Origin of the sequence: Mixta tenebrionis, assembly GCF_006517625.1 — a bacterium.
GTDB classification, from domain to species: Bacteria; Pseudomonadota; Gammaproteobacteria; order Enterobacterales; family Enterobacteriaceae; genus Mixta; species Mixta tenebrionis.
This window is the reverse complement of sequence record NZ_VHQI01000001.1, coordinates 132,589-152,028: the sequence shown is the minus strand read 5'-3', so window position 1 is coordinate 152,028 and position 19,440 is coordinate 132,589. Positions and strand designations below refer to the sequence as shown.

15 protein-coding genes and 1 other RNA gene are annotated in these 19,440 nt (G+C 57.4%); 11 read left to right on the top strand and 5 right to left on the bottom strand.

All coding sequences use genetic code 11. From position 1 onward, the window contains the following. Window positions 1-10: 10 nt before the first annotated feature. From pheT to FKM52_RS00640, 8 genes are all read left to right on the top strand, one after another. Window positions 11-2,398, top strand: coding sequence for a phenylalanine--tRNA ligase subunit beta (gene pheT / locus FKM52_RS00675; protein WP_141174280.1), 2,388 nt, complete (start codon window positions 11-13; stop codon window positions 2,396-2,398). A 4-nt stretch (window positions 2,399-2,402) separates the two neighbouring features. Next, on the top strand, window positions 2,403-2,702 hold the full coding sequence (ihfA, locus tag FKM52_RS00670) for an integration host factor subunit alpha (RefSeq protein ID WP_038626354.1): 300 nt from the start codon (window positions 2,403-2,405) through the stop codon (window positions 2,700-2,702). Window positions 2,703-3,011: 309 nt separating this feature from the next. Next, a complete protein-coding gene (btuC, locus tag FKM52_RS00665) occupies window positions 3,012-3,995 on the top strand; it encodes a vitamin B12 ABC transporter permease BtuC (protein WP_141174279.1) in 984 nt (327 codons plus the stop codon). 34 nt (window positions 3,996-4,029) lie between these two features. Further along, a complete protein-coding gene (locus FKM52_RS00660) occupies window positions 4,030-4,575 on the top strand; it encodes a glutathione peroxidase (RefSeq protein WP_141174278.1) in 546 nt (181 codons plus the stop codon). A gap of 2 nt (window positions 4,576-4,577) precedes the next feature. Continuing rightward, window positions 4,578-5,327, top strand: a complete 750-nt coding sequence (gene btuD / locus FKM52_RS00655) for a vitamin B12 ABC transporter ATP-binding protein BtuD (RefSeq protein WP_141174277.1) — start codon at window positions 4,578-4,580, stop codon at window positions 5,325-5,327. A 71-nt stretch (window positions 5,328-5,398) separates the two neighbouring features. Further along, a complete protein-coding gene (locus tag FKM52_RS00650; RefSeq protein ID WP_141174276.1) occupies window positions 5,399-5,860 on the top strand; it encodes a C40 family peptidase in 462 nt (153 codons plus the stop codon). 370 nt (window positions 5,861-6,230) lie between these two features. After that, window positions 6,231-6,923, top strand: coding sequence for an EAL domain-containing protein (locus FKM52_RS00645; protein ID WP_141174275.1), 693 nt, complete (start codon window positions 6,231-6,233; stop codon window positions 6,921-6,923). 123 nt (window positions 6,924-7,046) lie between these two features. Next, window positions 7,047-8,486 (top strand): protein adenylyltransferase SelO, encoded by a 1,440-nt coding sequence (locus tag FKM52_RS00640; RefSeq protein ID WP_141174274.1) that lies wholly within the window; start codon window positions 7,047-7,049, stop codon window positions 8,484-8,486. Between the two features lie 65 nt (window positions 8,487-8,551). On the opposite strand, the gene FKM52_RS00635 is transcribed toward FKM52_RS00640, so the two are convergent. After that, window positions 8,552-9,598 (bottom strand): 3-deoxy-7-phosphoheptulonate synthase, encoded by a 1,047-nt coding sequence (locus FKM52_RS00635; protein ID WP_141174273.1) that lies wholly within the window; start codon window positions 9,596-9,598, stop codon window positions 8,552-8,554. A gap of 146 nt (window positions 9,599-9,744) precedes the next feature. Continuing rightward, window positions 9,745-10,578 carry a posphoenolpyruvate synthetase regulatory kinase/phosphorylase PpsR gene (ppsR, locus tag FKM52_RS00630; protein ID WP_141174272.1) on the bottom strand — a complete coding sequence of 278 codons (834 nt, stop codon included), beginning with the start codon at window positions 10,576-10,578 and terminating at the stop codon, window positions 9,745-9,747. A gap of 481 nt (window positions 10,579-11,059) precedes the next feature. Between ppsR and ppsA the strand changes: the two genes are divergently transcribed. Beyond that, entirely contained in the window at window positions 11,060-13,435 is a 2,376-nt protein-coding gene (gene ppsA, locus FKM52_RS00625; RefSeq protein WP_141174271.1) for a phosphoenolpyruvate synthase, read from the top strand. Between the two features lie 68 nt (window positions 13,436-13,503). On the opposite strand, the gene rprA is transcribed toward ppsA, so the two are convergent. After that, window positions 13,504-13,613, bottom strand: an RNA gene (gene rprA / locus FKM52_RS00620) — antisense sRNA RprA. Between the two features lie 246 nt (window positions 13,614-13,859). Next, window positions 13,860-14,990, bottom strand: a complete 1,131-nt coding sequence (ydiK, locus tag FKM52_RS00615) for an AI-2E family transporter YdiK (protein WP_141174270.1) — start codon at window positions 14,988-14,990, stop codon at window positions 13,860-13,862. A gap of 214 nt (window positions 14,991-15,204) precedes the next feature. Between ydiK and ydiJ the strand changes: the two genes are divergently transcribed. Both ydiJ and FKM52_RS00605 read left to right on the top strand, forming a co-directional pair. Beyond that, a complete protein-coding gene (gene ydiJ / locus FKM52_RS00610; RefSeq protein WP_141174269.1) occupies window positions 15,205-18,258 on the top strand; it encodes a D-2-hydroxyglutarate dehydrogenase YdiJ in 3,054 nt (1,017 codons plus the stop codon). Next, window positions 18,258-18,689 (top strand): hotdog fold thioesterase, encoded by a 432-nt coding sequence (locus tag FKM52_RS00605; protein WP_141174268.1) that lies wholly within the window; start codon window positions 18,258-18,260, stop codon window positions 18,687-18,689. Before ydiJ ends, FKM52_RS00605 begins: the two co-directional genes overlap by 1 nt. A gap of 2 nt (window positions 18,690-18,691) precedes the next feature. Here FKM52_RS00605 and FKM52_RS00600 read toward each other — a convergent pair whose 3' ends face one another. Then, the gene (locus tag FKM52_RS00600; RefSeq protein ID WP_141174267.1) at window positions 18,692-19,096 is read right to left on the bottom strand and encodes a hypothetical protein; all 405 of its coding nucleotides are present in this window, start codon (window positions 19,094-19,096) and stop codon (window positions 18,692-18,694) included. Between the last annotated feature and the right edge of the window lie 344 nt (window positions 19,097-19,440).

Sequence of the window (19,440 nt, the reverse complement as noted above, 5' to 3'; positions counted from 1 at the left end):
AGGTTATCCAATGAAATTCAGTGAACTCTGGTTACGCGAATGGGTAAACCCGGCCCTTGACAGCGCCGCGCTGGCGGATCAAATCACCATGGCCGGGCTGGAAGTGGACGGTATTGAACCCGTTGCGGGCGCTTTTCACGGCGTGGTAGTGGGGGAAGTTGTGGAGTGCGGTCAGCACCCGAACGCCGATAAGCTGCGCGTAACGAAAGTTAACGTCGGCGGCGATCGCCTGCTGGATATCGTTTGCGGCGCGCCCAACTGTCGTCAGGGCCTGAAAGTAGCGGTGGCGACCGTTGGCGCGCTGCTGCCGGGCGATTTCAAAATCAAAGCGGCTAAGCTGCGCGGCGAGCCTTCGGAAGGGATGCTCTGTTCCTTCTCCGAGCTGGGCATTAGCGACGATCATAACGGTATTATCGAACTGCCGGCGGATGCGCCGATCGGCGCCGATCTGCGTGACTATTTGCAGCTGGACGACAACAGCATCGAAATCAGCGTGACGCCGAACCGTGCCGACTGCTTCGGCATTATCGGCGTGGCGCGCGATGTGGCGGTGCTGAACGGTCTGACGCTGAACGCGCCGGACATGGCGGCGGTTGCCGCTACCATCAACGATACGCTGCCGGTACGCGTTGATGCGACTGACGCCTGCCCGCGCTATCTGAGCCGCGTGGTGAAAAACATCAACGTTAAGGCCGCCACGCCGCTGTGGATGAAAGAGAAACTGCGCCGCTGCGGCATCCGCTCTATCGATCCGGTGGTGGACGTCACTAACTACGTACTGCTGGAGCTGGGCCAGCCGATGCATGCGTTCGATCTGGATCGTATCGACGGCGGCATCGTGGTACGTATGGCGCAGCAGAATGAAACGCTGACGCTGCTCGACGGTAATGAAGTGAAGCTCGACAGCGACACGCTGGTGATCGCCGATCATCACAAGGCGCTGGCGATGGGCGGTATTTTCGGCGGCGAACATTCCGGCGTGAATGACGAGACGTGCAACGTGCTGCTGGAGTGCGCCTGGTTTGCGCCGCTGGCGATTACCGGACGCGCGCGTCGTCATGGCCTGCACACCGATGCCTCCCATCGCTATGAGCGCGGCGTCGATCCGGCGTTGCAGCATCAGGCCATGGAGCGCGCCACGCGTCTGCTGCTCGATATCTGCGGCGGCGAAGCTGGCCCGGTGGTGGATAACAGCGTGCCGGAAAAACTGCCGGTGCGCGCCGAGATTACGCTACGCCGTGAAAAGCTGGATCGCCTGATTGGTCATCATATTGAAGACCGTCGCGTGACGGAAATCTTGCAGCTGCTCGGCTGTGAAGTCAGCGTCGGCGAAGGCGGATGGCGCGCCGTCGCGCCGGGCTGGCGCTTCGACATGGCGATCGAAGAAGATTTAGTGGAAGAGGTCGCTCGCGTTTACGGCTATAACAATATCCCTGACGTGCCGGTAAAAGCTGAACTGGTGATGACCCAACACCGTGAGGCGGATCTGTCGCTGAAGCGCGTCAAAGCGATGCTGGTGGATAAAGGCTATCAGGAAGCGATCACCTACAGCTTCGTCGATCCGAAAGTGCAGTCGCTGCTGCATCCGGGCGAAGAGGCGCTGATTCTGCCCAGCCCGATCTCCAGCGATATGTCGGCGATGCGCCTTTCCCTGTGGACCGGCCTGCTGTCTGCGGTGGTTTATAACCAGAACCGCCAGCAGAACCGTGTACGCCTGTTTGAAAGCGGCCTGCGCTTTGTGCCGGATACGCAAGCGGATCTGGGGATCCGTCAGGATGTTATGCTGGCCGGCGTGCTGAGCGGCAACCGCTTTGAAGAGCACTGGGATCTGGCGCGTCAGACCGTCGACTTCTATGATTTAAAAGGTGATTTAGAGTCGGTGCTGGAGCTGACCGGCAAGCTCGACGCCATTGAGTTCCGCGCTGAGGCGAATCCGGCCCTGCATCCGGGGCAGAGCGCGGCAATTTATTTGCAGGGCGAACGCATCGGATTTATCGGCGTGGTGCATCCGGAGCTGGAGCGTAAGCTTGCTCTCAACGGCCGCACCTTAGTGTTTGAACTGCTTTGGAATAAGGTTGCAGACCGCGTCCTGCCTGATGCGCGCGAGGTTTCGCGCTTCCCGGCGAACCGTCGTGATATTGCCGTTGTGGTCGCTGAAAATGTCCCGGCAGCAGATATCATCGCAGAGTGTAAGAAAGTTGGCGCAAATCAGATAGTTGGCGTAAACTTGTTTGACGTGTACCGTGGTAAGGGTGTAAACGAAGGGTTTAAGAGCCTTGCGATTAGCCTGATTTTGCAAGATACCAGCCGGACACTCGAAGAAGACGAGATTGCCGCAACCGTCGCCAACTGCGTTGCGGCATTAAAAGAGCGATTCCAGGCAACCTTGAGGGATTGAACCTATGGCGCTTACAAAAGCTGATATGTCGGAATACCTGTTTGAAAAGCTGGGGCTGAGTAAACGGGATGCCAAAGAGCTGGTTGAACTGTTTTTTGAAGAGGTCAGAAGAGCTTTAGAGAACGGTGAGCAGGTCAAACTGTCTGGATTTGGCAATTTTGATCTTCGCGATAAAAATCAACGTCCGGGACGCAATCCAAAAACCGGCGAAGATATTCCTATCACCGCGCGTCGCGTGGTGACTTTTCGCCCAGGACAAAAGCTGAAAAGTCGCGTCGAAAACGCTTCCCCGAAAAACAGCTGACTGACTGTCAGGCAAAAGGCCGCTCCCCGGAGCGGCTTTTTTATGGCCCTTAACCAGCGGCGGCCGTGTGGATTTCATTATTGCTGCACAATGTAAGCGACCGGAAAATAAGGTGGAAATCGTCCTTAGCCGCTAGTGACCAGCCGGCGCCGGCGCTATAAAAGCGGGTAACGCACCATAAGGTTATCCTGATGAAAAGTAACAGGGTGAACGAGACGCCGCTCGTCCGCTTGTTCCTCACCTTAGCGCTTTCTTTTTTCCCGTCAGCCACTACAATCAAATCTCTGTTTTTCTTATAAAACCAGGACTATGTCGCTGTTAAATGACCTTTCGCGCCGGGCGGATCGCCGCGCCCGGCGCTGGCTGCTCTGCCTGGCTGCTATAGCGACGCTGATGACGCTAATTGCGCTGTGTGCCGGTGAGACGTGGATTTCGCCCGCCCGCTGGTTCACCCCGCAAGGCGAGCTGTTTGTCTGGCAGCTGCGGCTGCCGCGCACGCTTAGCGTATTGCTGGTTGGCGCCGCGCTGGCGATGGCGGGCTGCGTAATGCAGGCGCTGTTTGAAAATCCGCTGGCGGAGCCGGGGCTGCTGGGCGTATCGAACGGCGCCGGCGTCGGGCTGGTGCTCTGCGTGCTGTTGGGCAACGGAGATTTTTGGGCGTTTAGCCTGGCGGCAATTGCCGGAGCGCTGCTGGTGACCAGCATACTGCTCTGCTTCGCCCGGCGCCATCTCTCTAACAGTCGTCTTCTGCTGGCGGGCGTGGCGTTAGGCATCATCTGCAGCGCGGTAATGACCTGGGTAGTCTACTTCAGCAGCAACCTTGATTTACGTCAGCTGATGTACTGGATGATGGGCGGCTTTAGCGGCATCGACTGGCGCTATCGCTGGCTGATGCTGGCTTTGCTGCCGGCGCTCTGCTGGCTGGGCGCGCAGGCAAAGGTGTTAAACCTGCTGGCGCTGGGCGAAACCAGCGCGCGTCAGCTGGGGCTGGCGGTTTTTCTCTGGCGCAACCTGCTGGTGGTGGCTATCGGCTGGCTGGTGGGCGTGAGCGTGGCGTTGGCCGGTGCGATTGGCTTTATCGGGCTGGTGGTGCCGCATTTGCTGCGTCTCAACGGCCTGACCGACTACCGTACGCTGTTGCCAGCCAGCGCGTTAGCCGGCAGCAGCGTGTTGCTGGCCGCCGATATTATTGCCAGGCTGTTACTCAGCGCAGCGGAATTGCCGATTGGCGTGGTGACCGCCACGCTGGGCGCGCCGCTGTTTATTTGGCTACTTCTCACGCAGCATCGCTAAGCGGGCTGCACTACCCTCAGGAGAGAGATCGCAGATGAGTATTTATGATACCGAACTGGTTATGCTGGATGGCACCCGGACAACGCTGGGGCAGTGGCAGGGCGATGTGCTGCTGATCGTTAACGTCGCTTCAGAGTGCGGCCTGACGCCGCAATATCAGGAGCTGGAAAACCTTCAGCGAGCCTGGCATTCCTCAGGCTTTACCGTGCTGGGCTTTCCCTGCAACGCTTTTCTGGGGCAGGAGCCGGGCAGCAATGAAGAGATCCAGCAATTTTGCTCCTCGCGTTACGGCGTAACCTTTCCCATGTTCAGCAAGATTGAGGTTAACGGCCCGCAGCGCCATCCGCTTTATCAACAGCTGATCGCGGCGCGTCCGGAGGCGGTAGAGCCGGAAAATAGCGGCTTCTATGAGCGTATGGCCAGCAAAGGGCGCGCGCCGAAAGAGAAGGGCGATATTTTATGGAATTTTGAAAAATTCCTGGTAGGACGCGATGGCGAGGTGGTGCAGCGTTTCGCTCCGGATATGACGCCGGAAGATCCTATCGTAATGGAAAGCATTAAGCTCGCGCTGGCGAAATAGCGATGCTGTCGCTGGAACAGGCGGCGGTAGCCGGACGCCTGCATCCCTGCAGCGCTCAGGCCCGCGCTGGCGAAATCATCCATCTGCTCGGTCCTAACGGCGCCGGAAAAAGCACGCTGCTGGCGCGTGCTGCCGGATTGCTGTCGGGACAGGGCGAGGTGCGGCTGGATGGGCGCTTGCTGAAACAGTGGGCGCCCAAAGCGCTGGCGCGGCGGCGGGCATGGCTGCCGCAGCAACAGCCGCCGCCGGGAGAGATGGCCGTCTGGCATTATCTGCAGCAGCATCTTGCCGTCTCCCCGACGTCGGAGCCGTTACTGCCGCCGCTGCTGCGCGCTTTTCAGCTGGAAAACAAGCTGGCGCGCTCGGTGCTGCGGCTCTCCGGCGGCGAATGGCAGCGGGTCAGGCTGATGGCGGTACTGCTTCAGGTATGGCCGCAGGATGGTCAGCCGCCCGGAGTGCTGCTGCTTGATGAACCCTACGGCGGGCTGGATGTGGCCCAGCAGCGCGCGCTGGACAATCAGCTCGGCGCTTTCCGCGCGGCTGGCGGCACGGTAATGCTCAGCGGACACGATCTCAACCATAGTCTGCGCCACGCGCAGCGTGTCTGGCTGATGCGCCGCGGCAAGCTCATTTATCAGGGCGAGGTGGAAACCGTAATGCAGCCCGCGACGCTGAACGTTGTTTATGGGCTCTCTTTTCGTCGGCTGGAAGCCGACGGCGAAAGCTGGTTAATTACTGAGGAGAGCGGCTGAAGCCGTTGCCAGCGCTGCGCTTTTACCGTTACATTTAGCCCGTTGCGTTCATATCAGGAAGGACTCAGGTTATGCGAATCGGCGTGTTGCTGTTGCTTGGTTTTCTTATGGCGGGCTGTAGCCATCGCGCGCCGCCGCCTGATAGCCGCCTTGCCGATTCGATTACCGTGATTGCAGAACTCAACGATCAGCTAAGCCGCTGGCACGGAACGCCTTATCGCTATGGCGGCCTCAGCCGGCGCGGCGTCGACTGCTCAGGCTTTGTTTATTTAACCTTTCGCGAGCGGTTTAATCTTCAGCTGCCGCGCACTACGCGCGCGCAAACCGATATCGGCACGCGCATCGATAAAGATCAGCTGCTGCCGGGCGATCTGCTGTTTTTTAAAACCGGACGTGGCGATAACGGTCTGCACGTGGGTATTTATGACAGCGATAATCAGTTTATTCATGCCTCCACCAGTCAGGGCGTAATCCGCTCCTCGCTGGATAACCGTTACTGGCAGAAAGTTTTTTGGCAGGCGCGTCGCATTTAAACCCCCGCGCTTAATACGGCTGGTGAATCAGATTAAGCATATTTAACCCGCGCCGGAAACGTAGAAAATAGCCTTTTCAGCCGGCAGCGGCAGCGCAGAGAAAAACGCTTTTTATTAGCGCCGCCTGTATTGGCGCTTAAGTAAGATGCGCCCCGCATCGCATAAAAACATCATTTATTCTTATATTTTTGCTGCTGTCAGCGCGGGCTCAGTAGCACGTTTTATACTAAACGTGCCTTATCCTACTGTTTTTCAGTATGTTGCACCTTCAGGGGCGCGGGTTCGTTACCAGGGTAACATTAGTTAAGCTATTGATGGCGCTAAGTGCTTAGTATAGGATGCGCAAACTGCCACTTTTTATGGCTAAAAAATGACGCGCAAAAATTTTGCTGATTATGCTATCCATACGGCTTTCAACCCCATTTATGCTTTAAATGGACGGCTGATCGCCGTGGAGCTGCTGTCCAGTTTTCTCTATTCCGTCCAGCAGGTAACCGTGCCGCAGGATATTCTGCTGAGGCAGTTCAGTGAGCAACAGCGTTTGCAAACCCTGCAAAAGCAGATTGTCATTATTGAGCGTTATCACGATTTCTTACAGCGAAATAGCATCGCGGTACTACTGCACCTTGATGGTTATCTGGCGCGCCTGATTTTATCCAGCGACTTTCTGCGGCGAAAATTACGCTCGCTGCCGGCGCTGGAATTAGCACTGAGCGAAAGCTTCCCCGATTTTAAAGCGGGCAGGGATAACCCGGAATTACGCGCGCTAAGCGCGGATTTTAAATTAACCCTGAATAATTTCGGTTCCGGCAAAGCGCCGGCCAAAGCGGTTTACGATAATCTGTTTACCCGTATTAAGCTGGATCGCGGTTTGTTACAGCAGTTGCTGCAGCGCGATTCTTTTCCTTCGCTGCTGAAGGCGCTTATTGAACAGCTGAGCGATCACTGCCGGCAGTTTATTGCCCAGGGAGTGGACAGCGTCGATATGCTGGAAAAAATATCCTCCTTTGCCTTCAGCGGCCTCAGGGGACGCTGTTTCCACCGGCGCCGGAGAGGCAGCTGATGACGTTAACCGAGCCGCCAGGCGTTTTTTTCGGCGGGCGCTGCTGAGAAAGCGCCGCCTTTCCCTGTTTACCGCATCACTTCAGGTTTACACTTACACCTTAATGCGGTAACCGGAGGAAGCATGAATTTTAACAATACCTGGCATGATGAACTGGGCGGGTTCTATACCGCGTTGCATCCCACCCCGCTTAGCAATGCGCGCCTGCTCTATCACAACGCGGCGCTGGCTGAAGATCTGGGGCTGGATGAAAGCTGGTTTACGCCGGAAAAATCCGCCGTCTGGCGCGGTGAAACCGTGCTGCCGGGCATGCAGCCGCTGGCGCAGGTTTACAGCGGACACCAGTTTGGCGTCTGGGCCGGTCAGCTGGGAGACGGACGCGGTATTCTGCTGGGCGAACAGCAGCTGGCGGATGGGCGGAAATTTGACTGGCATCTGAAAGGCGCCGGCCTGACGCCATACTCGCGCATGGGCGACGGACGCGCGGTGCTGCGATCCACTATTCGGGAGTTTCTCGCCTCTGAAGCGATCTTTCATCTGGGCATCCCCGGCAGCCGCGCTTTAACCATTGTCACCAGCGACGAACCGGTTTACCGCGAAACGAAAGAGCATGGCGCGATGCTGCTGCGCGTGGCGGAAAGCCATGCGCGCTTTGGTCATTTCGAACACTTTTTCTATCAGGGCCAGCCGGAAAAGGTGCAACAGCTGGCGGATTACCTGATTCGTCATCACTGGCCGGAGCTGGAGCAGGAGAGCGATCGCTATCTGCTGTGGTTCAGTGACGTGGTGGAGCGCACCGCACGGCTTATCGCCGCCTGGCAAAGCGTCGGTTTTGCGCATGGCGTGATGAATACCGACAATATGTCGTTGCTGGGGCTGACGCTGGATTACGGTCCCTACGGTTTTCTTGACGACTACCAACCGGGTTATATCTGTAATCACTCTGACTATCAGGGACGCTACGCTTTTGATAATCAGCCGATGATTGGCCTGTGGAACCTTAACCGACTGGCGCACGCCTTATCGCATCTGCTGAGCGCCGATCGGCTGCGTCAGGCGCTGAGCGGCTATGAGCCGGCGCTGCTGGCCGCCTGGGGCGAAAAAATGCGCGCCAAACTGGGGTTCCTGACGCCGCAAAAAGAGGATAACGACCTGCTGACCGGGCTGCTGGCGTTAATGAGCCAGGAGGGCAGCGACTATACCCGTACCTTCCGTATGCTCAGCGAGGTACAGCAGCAGGAGCATCGCTCGCCGCTGCGCGATGAGTTTATCGATCGCGCCGCTTTTGACGACTGGTATCAGCGCTACCAGCAGCGTTTGTTAAAAGATGAGCGCAGCGACGAAGAACGTCAGCGGCTGATGAAGAGCGCAAACCCGGCGGTGATCCTGCGCAACTATCTGGCGCAGCAGGCGATTGACGGCGCGGAGCAGGGCGATATCTCCATGCTGCAACATCTGCACCGGGCGCTCAGCGATCCTTTCAGCGACGCGCCTGAATTTGCCGAGTTAACGCGGCGCCCGCCGGACTGGGGTAAAAAAATCGCCGTCAGCTGCTCCAGCTAACCGCTGCTGAGGTATAAAAAAGCCGGTCGGCGACCGGCTTGCTAACTTCCGCTGCTGCCTGCGCCTCAGAAACGGCTTGCGACCGCCTGCGCCAGCAGCGCCAGCACCGCTTCGCTCTGCTCCCAGCTCAGGCAGGGATCGGTAATCGACTGGCCATAATTCAGCGGCTGACCGCTGACCACCGGCTGGTTGCCTTCCTGGATAAAGCTCTCAATCATCACCCCGGCGATGGCGCGCGATCCATCGCGGATCTGCTGCGCCACCGATTCAGCCACCTCGCACTGACGGCGATGCTGCTTCAGACAGTTGCCGTGGCTGAAATCGACCACCAGTCGCTCAGGCAGATCGAATTCACGCAGGCTGGCCGCCGCCTGGGCGATATCCTGCGGGTGATAGTTGGGCGCCTTGCCGCCGCGCATAATAATGTGCCCGGAGGGATTGCCGCTGGTTTGATAAATCGTCATCTGCCCGTGCTTGTCGGGCGAGAGAAACATATGGCTGACCCTGGCGGCGCGAATGGCGTCAATCGCAATACGCGTATTGCCGTCGGTGCCGTTTTTAAAGCCGACCGGGCAGGAGAGCGCCGAGGCCATTTCGCGATGGATCTGGCTTTCGGTGGTGCGGGCGCCAATAGCTCCCCAGCTGATCAGATCGGCAATAAACTGTCCGATCACCATATCCAGAAATTCGGTGGCGGTAGGCAGCCCCAGCGCGTTAATATCCAGCAGCAGCTTGCGCGCTATGCCCAGCCCTTCGTTAACGCGAAACGAGCCGTCGAGGCCGGGATCGGAAATCAGCCCCTTCCAGCCCACGACGGTGCGGGGCTTCTCAAAATAGGTGCGCATCACGATTTCCAGCCGGTCCTGATAGCGGTCGCGCAGGGCTTTCAGCCGGGCGGCGTAGTCGAGCGCGGCACGCGGATCGTGGAGCGAACAGGGGCCGATAATCACCAACAGTCGCGCATCGTCGCCGTTGAGAATGCGCGCGATGCGCTGTCGGGCGGCCGTTACGTCGGCGGCAATACTCTGCGTAATCGGATACTGTTGCGCCAGCGTCGCGGGCGTCACCAGGCTATCGATGCGCGCGGTACGCAGTTCATCAGTTTTGTTCATTGCAATCTCGAAATAGTGTCTTCGCAGCGGCTGAAGTGCCGGGAAGTGATGGGGATCACAATAAACCAATCCACTATAAATTCAACCGTCTGTAAGGGGTAGAAACCTGCGCCGCATCAACCGACAGTGGCTTTGCGGCGCTGCGCTCAGTACATGCGGCGCGTCAGCCCCATAATATCGAGAATTTTGGTGGCGATCTCTTCTACCGAGTAGTTGGTACTGTTGAGGTAGCGAATTTGATGGGAGCGAAACAGCGCTTCAACTTCGCCCACTTCAAGACGGCACTGGCGCATTGAGGCGTAGCGGGTATTTTCCGCGCGTTCCTGACGAATGGCCGCCAGCCGTTCGGGATCGATAGTCAGGCCGAACAGTTTATGCTGGTGGGGTTTCAGCGCCGGAGGCAGCTTCAGGTTATCCATGTCGTCGGCGATAAACGGATAGTTGGCGGCGCGTACGCCAAACTGCATCGCCAGATAGAGGCTGGTCGGCGTTTTGCCGCAGCGCGAGACGCCGAGTAAAATCACCTGCGCCTCATCCAGCCCGCGCAGCGAGATGCCGTCGTCATGCGCCAGGGTATAATCGATCGCCGCGATGCGCGCGTCATATTTTCCCAGGTTGCTGGCGGTCAGGCCGTGAGTGCGATGCACCACCGGCGCGGGGGCGATCCCCAGCTCCTGTTGCAAAGGGGCCACCAGCATCTGAACGATATCCTGGCAAAACCCTTCGCTTTGTAAAATTACGGCACGCACTTCCGGCTGCACGACAGAGAAAAAGACCAGCGGGCGCAGGCCGCTTTGCTGGAAGATGGCGTTGATCTGCGCTTTTACCGCCTGCGCGCGCTGGACGTTCTCCACGAAGGGCAGAGTAAAGCTGCTGGTGGTGACCGGAAACTGCGACATTACCGCGTGTCCCAGCACCTCAGCGGTGATGGCGGTGCCGTCGGAGATATAAAAAACGCTGCGTTCTGCTGTCATCATCATTCCCTCTTATGCCGGATGGGTTGAGCCTGGCGGATAATTTAGCGGAAGGCAATCGACAATTGTTCGCTATTAATAAAATAAAAATTCCGCCTCAATTAAATATGAATTTTTCATTTTAATTTATTCAATTAATAACGCTATCCGATAAATAAATGAAATAGCGTTTCCATTAATTTATTTTTTTTCTGCGTAACGCTGCGTCGCTTCGTAAAAGAATTTATCTGCAACTTGCGCAACAGAATAAAGCGGTAAAACGCTTACATAAATCTATCTCTCTGATTTATAAAATTTTGTATAAATATGATTCTGTTGCGCAAACGCGCCAAATTGAGCGGAGTTTTCTTAAAATATCTTTTTTTTGCAGCTTGAACGATTCAACAATTTCGCTTTTGCTATGCGCTGTGCCAGGCTAAATAAGCGCAAAAAAGCTATTTTTTTGTTCCTTGTGCCCCCCTTAAATCATCATAAAAGGATTGTCTCAATGTCCAATACAGGCGAAATGCCGCTAGTGCTCTGGTATAGCCAGTTAGGCATGCATGATGTCGATCGCGTGGGAGGCAAAAATGCCTCTCTCGGTGAAATGATTACTAATCTGTCGTCGCTCGGCGTATCCGTCCCGGACGGTTTTGCGACCACCGCTGAAGCATTCAATCTATTTCTCGATCAGAGCGGCGTTAACCAGCGTATCTATACGCTGCTGGACCAAACCGATATTGATGATGTCGATGAGCTGGCGAAAGCGGGCAAGCAGATTCGTCAGTGGATCGTGGAAACGCCTTTTCAGCCGGAGCTGGAAGAGGCGATTCGTCAAGCCTATCAGCAGCTGTCGGCGGATGATGCCGAGGCCTCTTTCGCGGTGCGCTCGTCGGCCACTGCGGAGGATATGCCCGACGCTTCGTTTGCCGGACAGCAGGAAACCTTCCTTAACGTGCAGGGCATTGATGCGGTGATGGTGGCGGTGAAGCATGTTTACGCCTCGCTGTTTAACGATCGCGCTATCTCCTATCGCGTCCATCAGGGCTACGATCACCGCGGCGTGGCGCTCTCCGCTGGCGTACAGCGTATGGTGCGTTCCGATCGCGCCTCTTCCGGCGTTATGTTTACCATTGATACCGAGTCAGGCTTTGACCAGGTGGTGTTTATCACCGCCGCCTGGGGGCTGGGCGAAATGGTGGTGCAGGGCGCGGTCAACCCCGATGAGTTCTATGTGCACAAGCCGACGCTGCAGGCCAATCGTCCGGCGATAGTGCGCCGCAATATGGGTTCGAAAAAGATTCGCATGGTATACGCCGATTCGCAGGCGCACGGCGAGCAGGTGAAAATTGAGGATGTGCCGGAAGCCGATCGCGATCGCTTCTGTCTCAGCGATGATGAGGTGCAGGCGCTGGCGCGTCAGGCGATCCTGATTGAACAGCACTATCAGCGTCCGATGGATATCGAATGGGCTAAAGATGGGCATACCGGTAAGCTCTATATCGTGCAGGCGCGTCCTGAAACCGTCCGCTCCAACGGTCAGGTGATGGAGCGCTATACGCTGCACGGCAAAGGCAAAATCGTTACTGAAGGCCGGGCGATCGGCCACCGCATCGGCGCCGGCGAAGTGAAGGTGATTCATGATATCAGCGAGATGAACCGCATCCAGAAAGGGGATGTGCTGGTTACCGATATGACCGATCCCGACTGGGAGCCGATTATGAAAAAGGCGGCGGCGATCGTGACCAACCGCGGCGGACGTACCTGCCACGCGGCGATTATCGCGCGCGAGCTGGGCATTCCGGCGGTCGTCGGCTGCGGCGACGCCACCGAGCGTTTACAGGATGGCCACAAGGTCACGGTATCCTGTGCCGAAGGCGACACCGGCTATGTTTATGACGATCTGCTCGATTTTGAAGTGAAGAGCTCGCAGGTTGATGAAATGCCCGCGCTGCCATTGAAAATTATGATGAACGTCGGCAATCCCGATCGCGCCTTTGATTTCGCCTGCCTGCCTAACGAGGGCGTGGGGCTGGCGCGCCTTGAGTTTATTATTAACCGTATGATCGGCGTGCATCCTAAAGCGCTGCTGGAGTTCGACCAACAGACGCCGGAACTGCAGCAGCAGATGCGCGATCTGATGAAGGGGTTTGACGATCCGGTAGAGTTCTATATCGCGCGCCTGACGGAAGGCATCGCCACGCTGGGCGCGGCGTTTGCTCCGAAGCGCGTTATCGTGCGTCTTTCCGATTTTAAATCCAACGAGTACGCCAACCTGGTCGGCGGCGAGCGCTACGAGCCGGAAGAAGAGAACCCGATGCTGGGCTTCCGCGGCGCCGGACGCTACGTGGCGGATCGCTTCCGCGACTGTTTTGCGCTGGAGTGCGAGGCGGTGAAGCGCGTGCGTAATGAGATGGGCCTGACCAACGTCGAGATCATGATTCCTTTTGTACGCACCGTGGCGCAGGCGGAAGCGGTGATCGACGAGCTGGCGCGTCAGGGGCTGAAACGCGGCGAGAACGGGCTGAAGGTGATTATGATGTGTGAAATCCCTTCCAACGCGCTGCTGGCGGAGCAGTTTCTGCACTATTTCGACGGCTTTTCCATCGGCTCTAACGATATGACGCAGCTGACGCTGGGGCTGGATCGCGACTCCGGCGTGGTATCCGAGCTGTTTGACGAGCGTAACGAGGCGGTTAAGGCGCTGCTCTCCATGGCGATTCGCGCGGCGAAGCAGCAGGGCAAATATGTCGGCATCTGCGGGCAGGGGCCGTCCGATCATCAGGATTTTGCCGCCTGGCTGATGGCGGAAGGCATCGACAGTCTGTCGCTGAATCCCGACACCGTCGTTCAGACCTGGTTAAGTCTGGCAGAAATAAAGTAAAACATTCCTTAAGGATGCAACTTAAGTTTACCGGCCAGAAATTCTGGCCTTTTTTAGCGGCGAAAAAACAAAAAAAAAGCCCATCACATGGGATGGGCAAAGACTACACACAGCAATTCTTCACTTTACTCAGGGGAAAAAGGTTGTTTAAAAATCATAGGTTTGATCCTAAACATGGCTCTCATAGTATTCAGCAACGCGGGCGTCGTCTCTAAGAATCCTCTTATTAGTTAACGATTCATAATATTTAGTGAGACGTGATCTGTTAATCAGGGGGTAAAACTGTGATGAAGGTAATCAGTTTCGGCGTGGTACTACCTCAAAAGATGTAAAAGAGCGGTTATGGATAAATTTCATTAATGGAAATAAATAGCTGCGGCCGGAGGGAACCGCGCCGGACGGCAGGCGCCGCCCGGCGGCAGGATTAATTAGCGCTGTCGGCCTGCTTCACTTCTTCCTCGTGTTCGGCCAGTTCCTCCACCACTTCTTGAGGATCTTCATGCGGCATCGGCGCTTCGTGCATCCAGACTGAGACCAGACGATAAGAGACTGCCAGCACTACCGGGCCGATAAACAGGCCAATCATGCCGAAGGCGACCAGCCCGCCGATAACGCCGGAGAGAATCAGGATCATCGGCAAATCGGCGCCCATACGGATCAATACCGGACGCAGTACGTTATCCAGCGTGCCGACCACGCAGCTCCAGACCAGCAGCACGGTGCCCCAGGTGGTATCGCCGCTCCAGTAAAGCCAGATTACCGCCGGCACCAGCACCGGCAGCGGTCCGGCCTGCACCAGGCAGAACAGAATCATCAGCACCGTCAGCAGGGTAGCGTAGGGTATGCCGGAAAGCGCCAGCCCGATGCCGCCCAGCACGCCCTGCACCAGCGCGGTCACCACCACGCCCAGCGCTACCGCGCGGATCGCCTGACCTGCCAGCAGCACCGCCGCATCTCCCCGCCGCGCCGCAAGACGAAACGCAAAATGGCGAATGCCGTTGCCCACCTGCTCGCCGCGCCAGAAGAGCAGCACGCTGAACAGCAGCATCAGGCCGAGGTGCAGCAGAAAGCGACCGAAATGTCCCGCCTGAGAAACAAAAAAGCCGGTGGTGCGGCCGACATAGGGCTGCACCCTGGCGAGGAGCGCGCTGCCGCCGCCGTTAAGCAGCATGTGGTAGCTGGCGTAGAGCTTATCGCCGATCAACGGCACGTCGGCCAGCCAGCGCAGCTGCGGCGGATGCACGTCGCCTGAGGTGGCCCAGGCGACGGCCGGCCCGATATTGTCAATCAGGCTGTTAACCAGCAGCGCAACCGGGATAATAAACAGCAGCAGCAGGATCAGCGTCATGGCGATAATCGCCAGCGTGCGCCGCCCCCAGAGCAGCGCCTGTAGCTTAATCATCAGCGGCCAGGTAGCGATAACCACCATTGAAGCCCACGCGAATCCCAAAATGAAGGGCTGAACTACCCAGAAACAGGCGACGATCATCAGCAGAATAAACATTAAAGAGAAAAGGATCTGGGTTAAATCCATATCCTGTTGCAGTTTTCTCATACAAAAAAAGATCCTTAATTTTTGCCTTACGACATCAACGGCCCTGTGCCGCCATGATGCTAATAATGCGGTATTTCTTCAGGTTGCGACAGTGTTAAGCAGGTTAAGTTTTTCCGCTTCCTGAAAAAACAGCGGTTCATAAAAAAATGTGATACAACGAGAATCAGTAAACAAAACAGCAAGCGCAAACGATACACAACATGGTCACCCGATAATGATCCCACAGATTTCTCAGGCGCCGGGCCTTGTACAGCTGGTGCTTTCATTTCTGGATACGCTGCAGCAACGTGGTTTCACCGGCGATATCGCCACCAGCTACGCCGACCGGCTGGCGCTCTCTACCGATAATAGTATTTATCAGCTGTTGCCGGATGCGGCGCTTTTCCCTCGATCTACCGCAGATGTGGCGTTAATCGCCAGCGTCGCCGCCGCGCCGGCGTTTACCCGCCTGACCTTTACCCCACGCGGCGGCGGCACCGGCACCAACGGCCAGTCGCTTAACCAGGGCATTGTGGTGGATATGTCACGCTATATGAACCGCATTCTTGAGATTAATCCTGAGCAGGGCTGGGTGCGGGTAGAAGCGGGGGTGATAAAGGATCAGCTGAACGCCTGTCTGAAACCTTACGGCTACTTCTTTTCACCGGAGCTTTCAACCAGCAACCGGGCAACGCTGGGCGGGATGATCAATACCGATGCGTCCGGTCAGGGCTCGCTGGTGTACGGCAAGACTTCCGATCATGTGCTGGGGCTGCGCGCGGTGCTGCTGGGCGGCGATATTATCGATACCCGCGCCATGCCGGTTGCGCTGGCGGAGCAGCTGGCCCGTGAACAGACGCCGGAAGGGCGCATCTATCACACCGTGCTGACGCGCTGTCGCGAACAGCGCGACCTGATCGTCGAAAAGTTTCCGGCGCTGAACCGCTTTCTTACCGGCTACGATTTACGCCACGTGCTGAGCGACGATTTGCAAACTTTCGATCTTACCCGCATCCTCTGCGGCGCCGAGGGCACGCTCGCTTTTATCAGCGAGGCGCGGCTGAATATTACGCCGCTGCCGGCGGTGCGGCGGCTGATCAATATCAAGTATGACGCTTTCGATTCGGCGCTGCGCAATGCGCCGCTGATGGTGGAAGCGAAGGCGTTGTCGGTGGAAACCGTCGATTCAAAAGTGCTGAATCTGGCGCGTGAGGATATCGTCTGGCACTCGGTGCGCGAGCTGATTGCCGACGTGCCGGGCCGGCAGATGTTGGGCATTAATATCGTCGAGTTTGCCGGCGACGATCGCCAGCTGATTGACGATCGCGTAGCGGCGCTCTGCCGGCAGCTTGACGCGCTGATGGCGCAGCAGCAGGGCGGTATTATCGGCTATCAGCTCTGTGATGATATCGACGCCATTGAGCGCATCTATAATATGCGGAAAAAAGCGGTCGGGCTGCTGGGCAACGCGAAAGGGCGCGCCAGACCGATTCCCTTCGTCGAGGATACGGCGGTGCCGCCGGCGCATCTGGCGGACTATATCGCGGAGTTTCGCGCGCTGCTCGACAGTCACGGGCTGAACTACGGCATGTTCGGCCATGTGGATGCCGGGGTGCTGCACGTGCGGCCGGCGCTGGACATGTGCGATCCGCAGCAGGAAATGCTGATGAAGCAGATCTCCGACGAGGTCGTGGCGCTGACGGCGCGCTATGGCGGCCTGCTGTGGGGCGAGCATGGCAAAGGGTTTCGCGCCCAGTACAGCCCGGCGTTTTTTGGCGAAACGCTCTATAGCGAGCTGCGTCGCATCAAGGCGGCCTTCGATCCCGACAATCGCCTTAATCCCGGAAAAATTTGTACGCCGTTCGGCGTGGATGAGCCGATGATGCAGGTAGACGGCGTGAAGCGCGGCTACTATGACCGACAGATCCCGCTCAGCGTGCGCAACGAGTGGCGCGGCGCGCTGGAGTGCAACGGCAACGGCCTCTGCTTTAATTTCGACGTGCGCAGCCCGATGTGTCCGTCGATGAAAATCACCCGCAACCGTATCCATTCGCCAAAAGGCCGCGCCTCGCTGACGCGCGAATGGCTGCGCCTGCTGGCGGAGAAAGGCGTCGATCCGCTGGCGCTGGAGCGGCAGCTGCCTGAAACGGCGATCAGCCTGCGCGGACTGATCGCGCGTACCCGCAACAGCTGGTATGCGCGTAAAGGGGAATATGATTTCTCGCACGAAGTGAAAGAGGCGATGTCCGGCTGCCTCGCCTGCAAAGCCTGCGCCACCCAGTGTCCGATAAAAATTGACGTACCGGCGTTCCGTTCGCGTTTTTTGCAGCTCTATCACACCCGCTATCTGCGCCCGGTTAGCGATCATCTGGTAGCGGCGGTAGAAAGCTATGCGCCGGTAATGGCGCGCGCGCCGCGCGTGTTTAACTTTTTTCTTAAGCAGCCCTGGCTGCGTAATCTGAGCCAGCGCCATATCGGCATGGTCGATCTGCCGCTGCTCTCCACCCCGACGCTGAAGCAGCAGCTGGCGGGCCATCCGGCTGCCTCGGTGACGCTGGAGCAGCTGGAGCGGTTTGACGCCGCCCGTCGGGAAAAAACGGTGCTGGTGGTGCAAGATCCTTTTACCAGCTATTACGAAGCGCAGGTGGTGGCCGATTTTGTGCGGCTGATTGAGAAACTGGGCTATCAGCCGGTGCTGCTGCCGTTTTCGCCGAACGGCAAGGCGCAGCATATTAAAGGTTTCCTGAAGCGATTCGCCCGTACCGCGCAGAAAACGGCGGATATGCTGAACCGGCTGGCACGGCTGGAAATGCCGATGGTCGGCGTCGATCCGGCGCTGGTGCTCTGCTACCGCGATGAATATCAACAGGCGCTGGGCGACAGGCGCGGCGATTTTCAGGTGTTGCAGGTACATGAATGGCTGCATCAGGCGCTGGCGGAACGCGCTGTTCAGCCACAGACCGGCGAAGCCTGGTATCTGTTCGCCCACTGCACGGAAGTTACCGCGCTGCCGGCGACCCCGGAACAGTGGCGCGCCATTTTCGCCCGCTTTGGCGCACGCCTCGAAAATATCAATGCCGGCTGCTGCGGCATGGCTGGCACCTATGGGCATGAAACGAAAAACCTCGCTAACTCGCTCGGTATCTATGAGCTTTCCTGGCATCCACAGCTGCAAAAGCTGCCGCGTCAGCGCTGTCTGGCGACCGGCTACTCCTGCCGCAGCCAGGTGAAGCGTATTGAAGGCAATGGAATGCGCCATCCTCTGCAGGCGCTATTGGAGATGATGTAATGACAATCTGGAAACGACAGGCTACGCTTGCGCAGATTAACGCGTTCGGCGCGGATACCATGGTGGCGCATTTAGGCATTCGCGTAACGGCGCTGCACGATGACGGGCTGGAGGCGACCATGCCGGTGGATGCGCGTACGCGTCAGCCGTTTGGGCTGCTGCACGGCGGCGCCTCTGCGGCGCTGGCGGAGACGCTGGGATCGATAGCCGGCTATCTCTGTACCGAAGGCGAGGAGACGCTGGTGGGGCTGGAAATTAATGCCAACCACCTGCGCGCCGTGGGTAAGGGAGAAGTCAGAGGGCGCTGCCGGGCGCTGCATCTGGGGCGCACGCACCAGGTGTGGCAGATCGATATTTTCGACAGCGACGATCGCCTCTGCTGCAGTTCGCGCCTGACCGCCGCGGTGCTCCGTCCCGCCGTGCGCGGCTGAGCTTACCAAATCCACGCGGCGTGTTTAACGAAGTCGCTTTGCAGCGCGGCGGCCTTTTCCCAGTCGCCGCCCATTGCCAGCTGATGGCACAGCTTGCTCAGCGACTGGCGCGCCAGCTGGCATGCCTGGATGCGAAACAGCCGCTCCCGCTGGCCGTTATTCATCTCCTGCATCAAACGATGATGCAGCTTGCCCAGCGCGTGCAGATAACTCTGCTCATCGCCGTTGAGCTGGCACAGTTCGGCCATATCTAAACAGGTGTCATTGAAATGACGCAGCCGATCGAGCGGGCAGTCGGCGCGATTCAGTCTGGCCTGCGCCAGATAAAAATCTACCGTCATATCGCGCACGGCGAACCGGTACTCATCGATTTTATTCTGCAGCCAGGCATTAACGGAGAGGCGCATACATCACCTGTGTTATGTGAATGATAATCATTATCATAATAAATTCGCCGCAGGTTGCAATGCTGCAACGGGAGAATTTATCGATTAATGCTGCCTGTCGATAAAATCGGCAATAACAATCCTCTTTAGCCGCCGGAAGCGTAAAATGGCAAACTGGGTGATTTAATGCCGCGATCGCTTTTTAACCTGCTGTTTTTGCAATATTATTCATTCTGTTACGCCGCGGCGGCGCTGCAAACGCAAACTGCTTTGCAGCGACTATCCTTACTAAACCGGCGGCAAAAAACGTCTTTTACGCTTATCCCTGCAAAACAAGAGGTTGAAGCATTTAACATTATCACTAC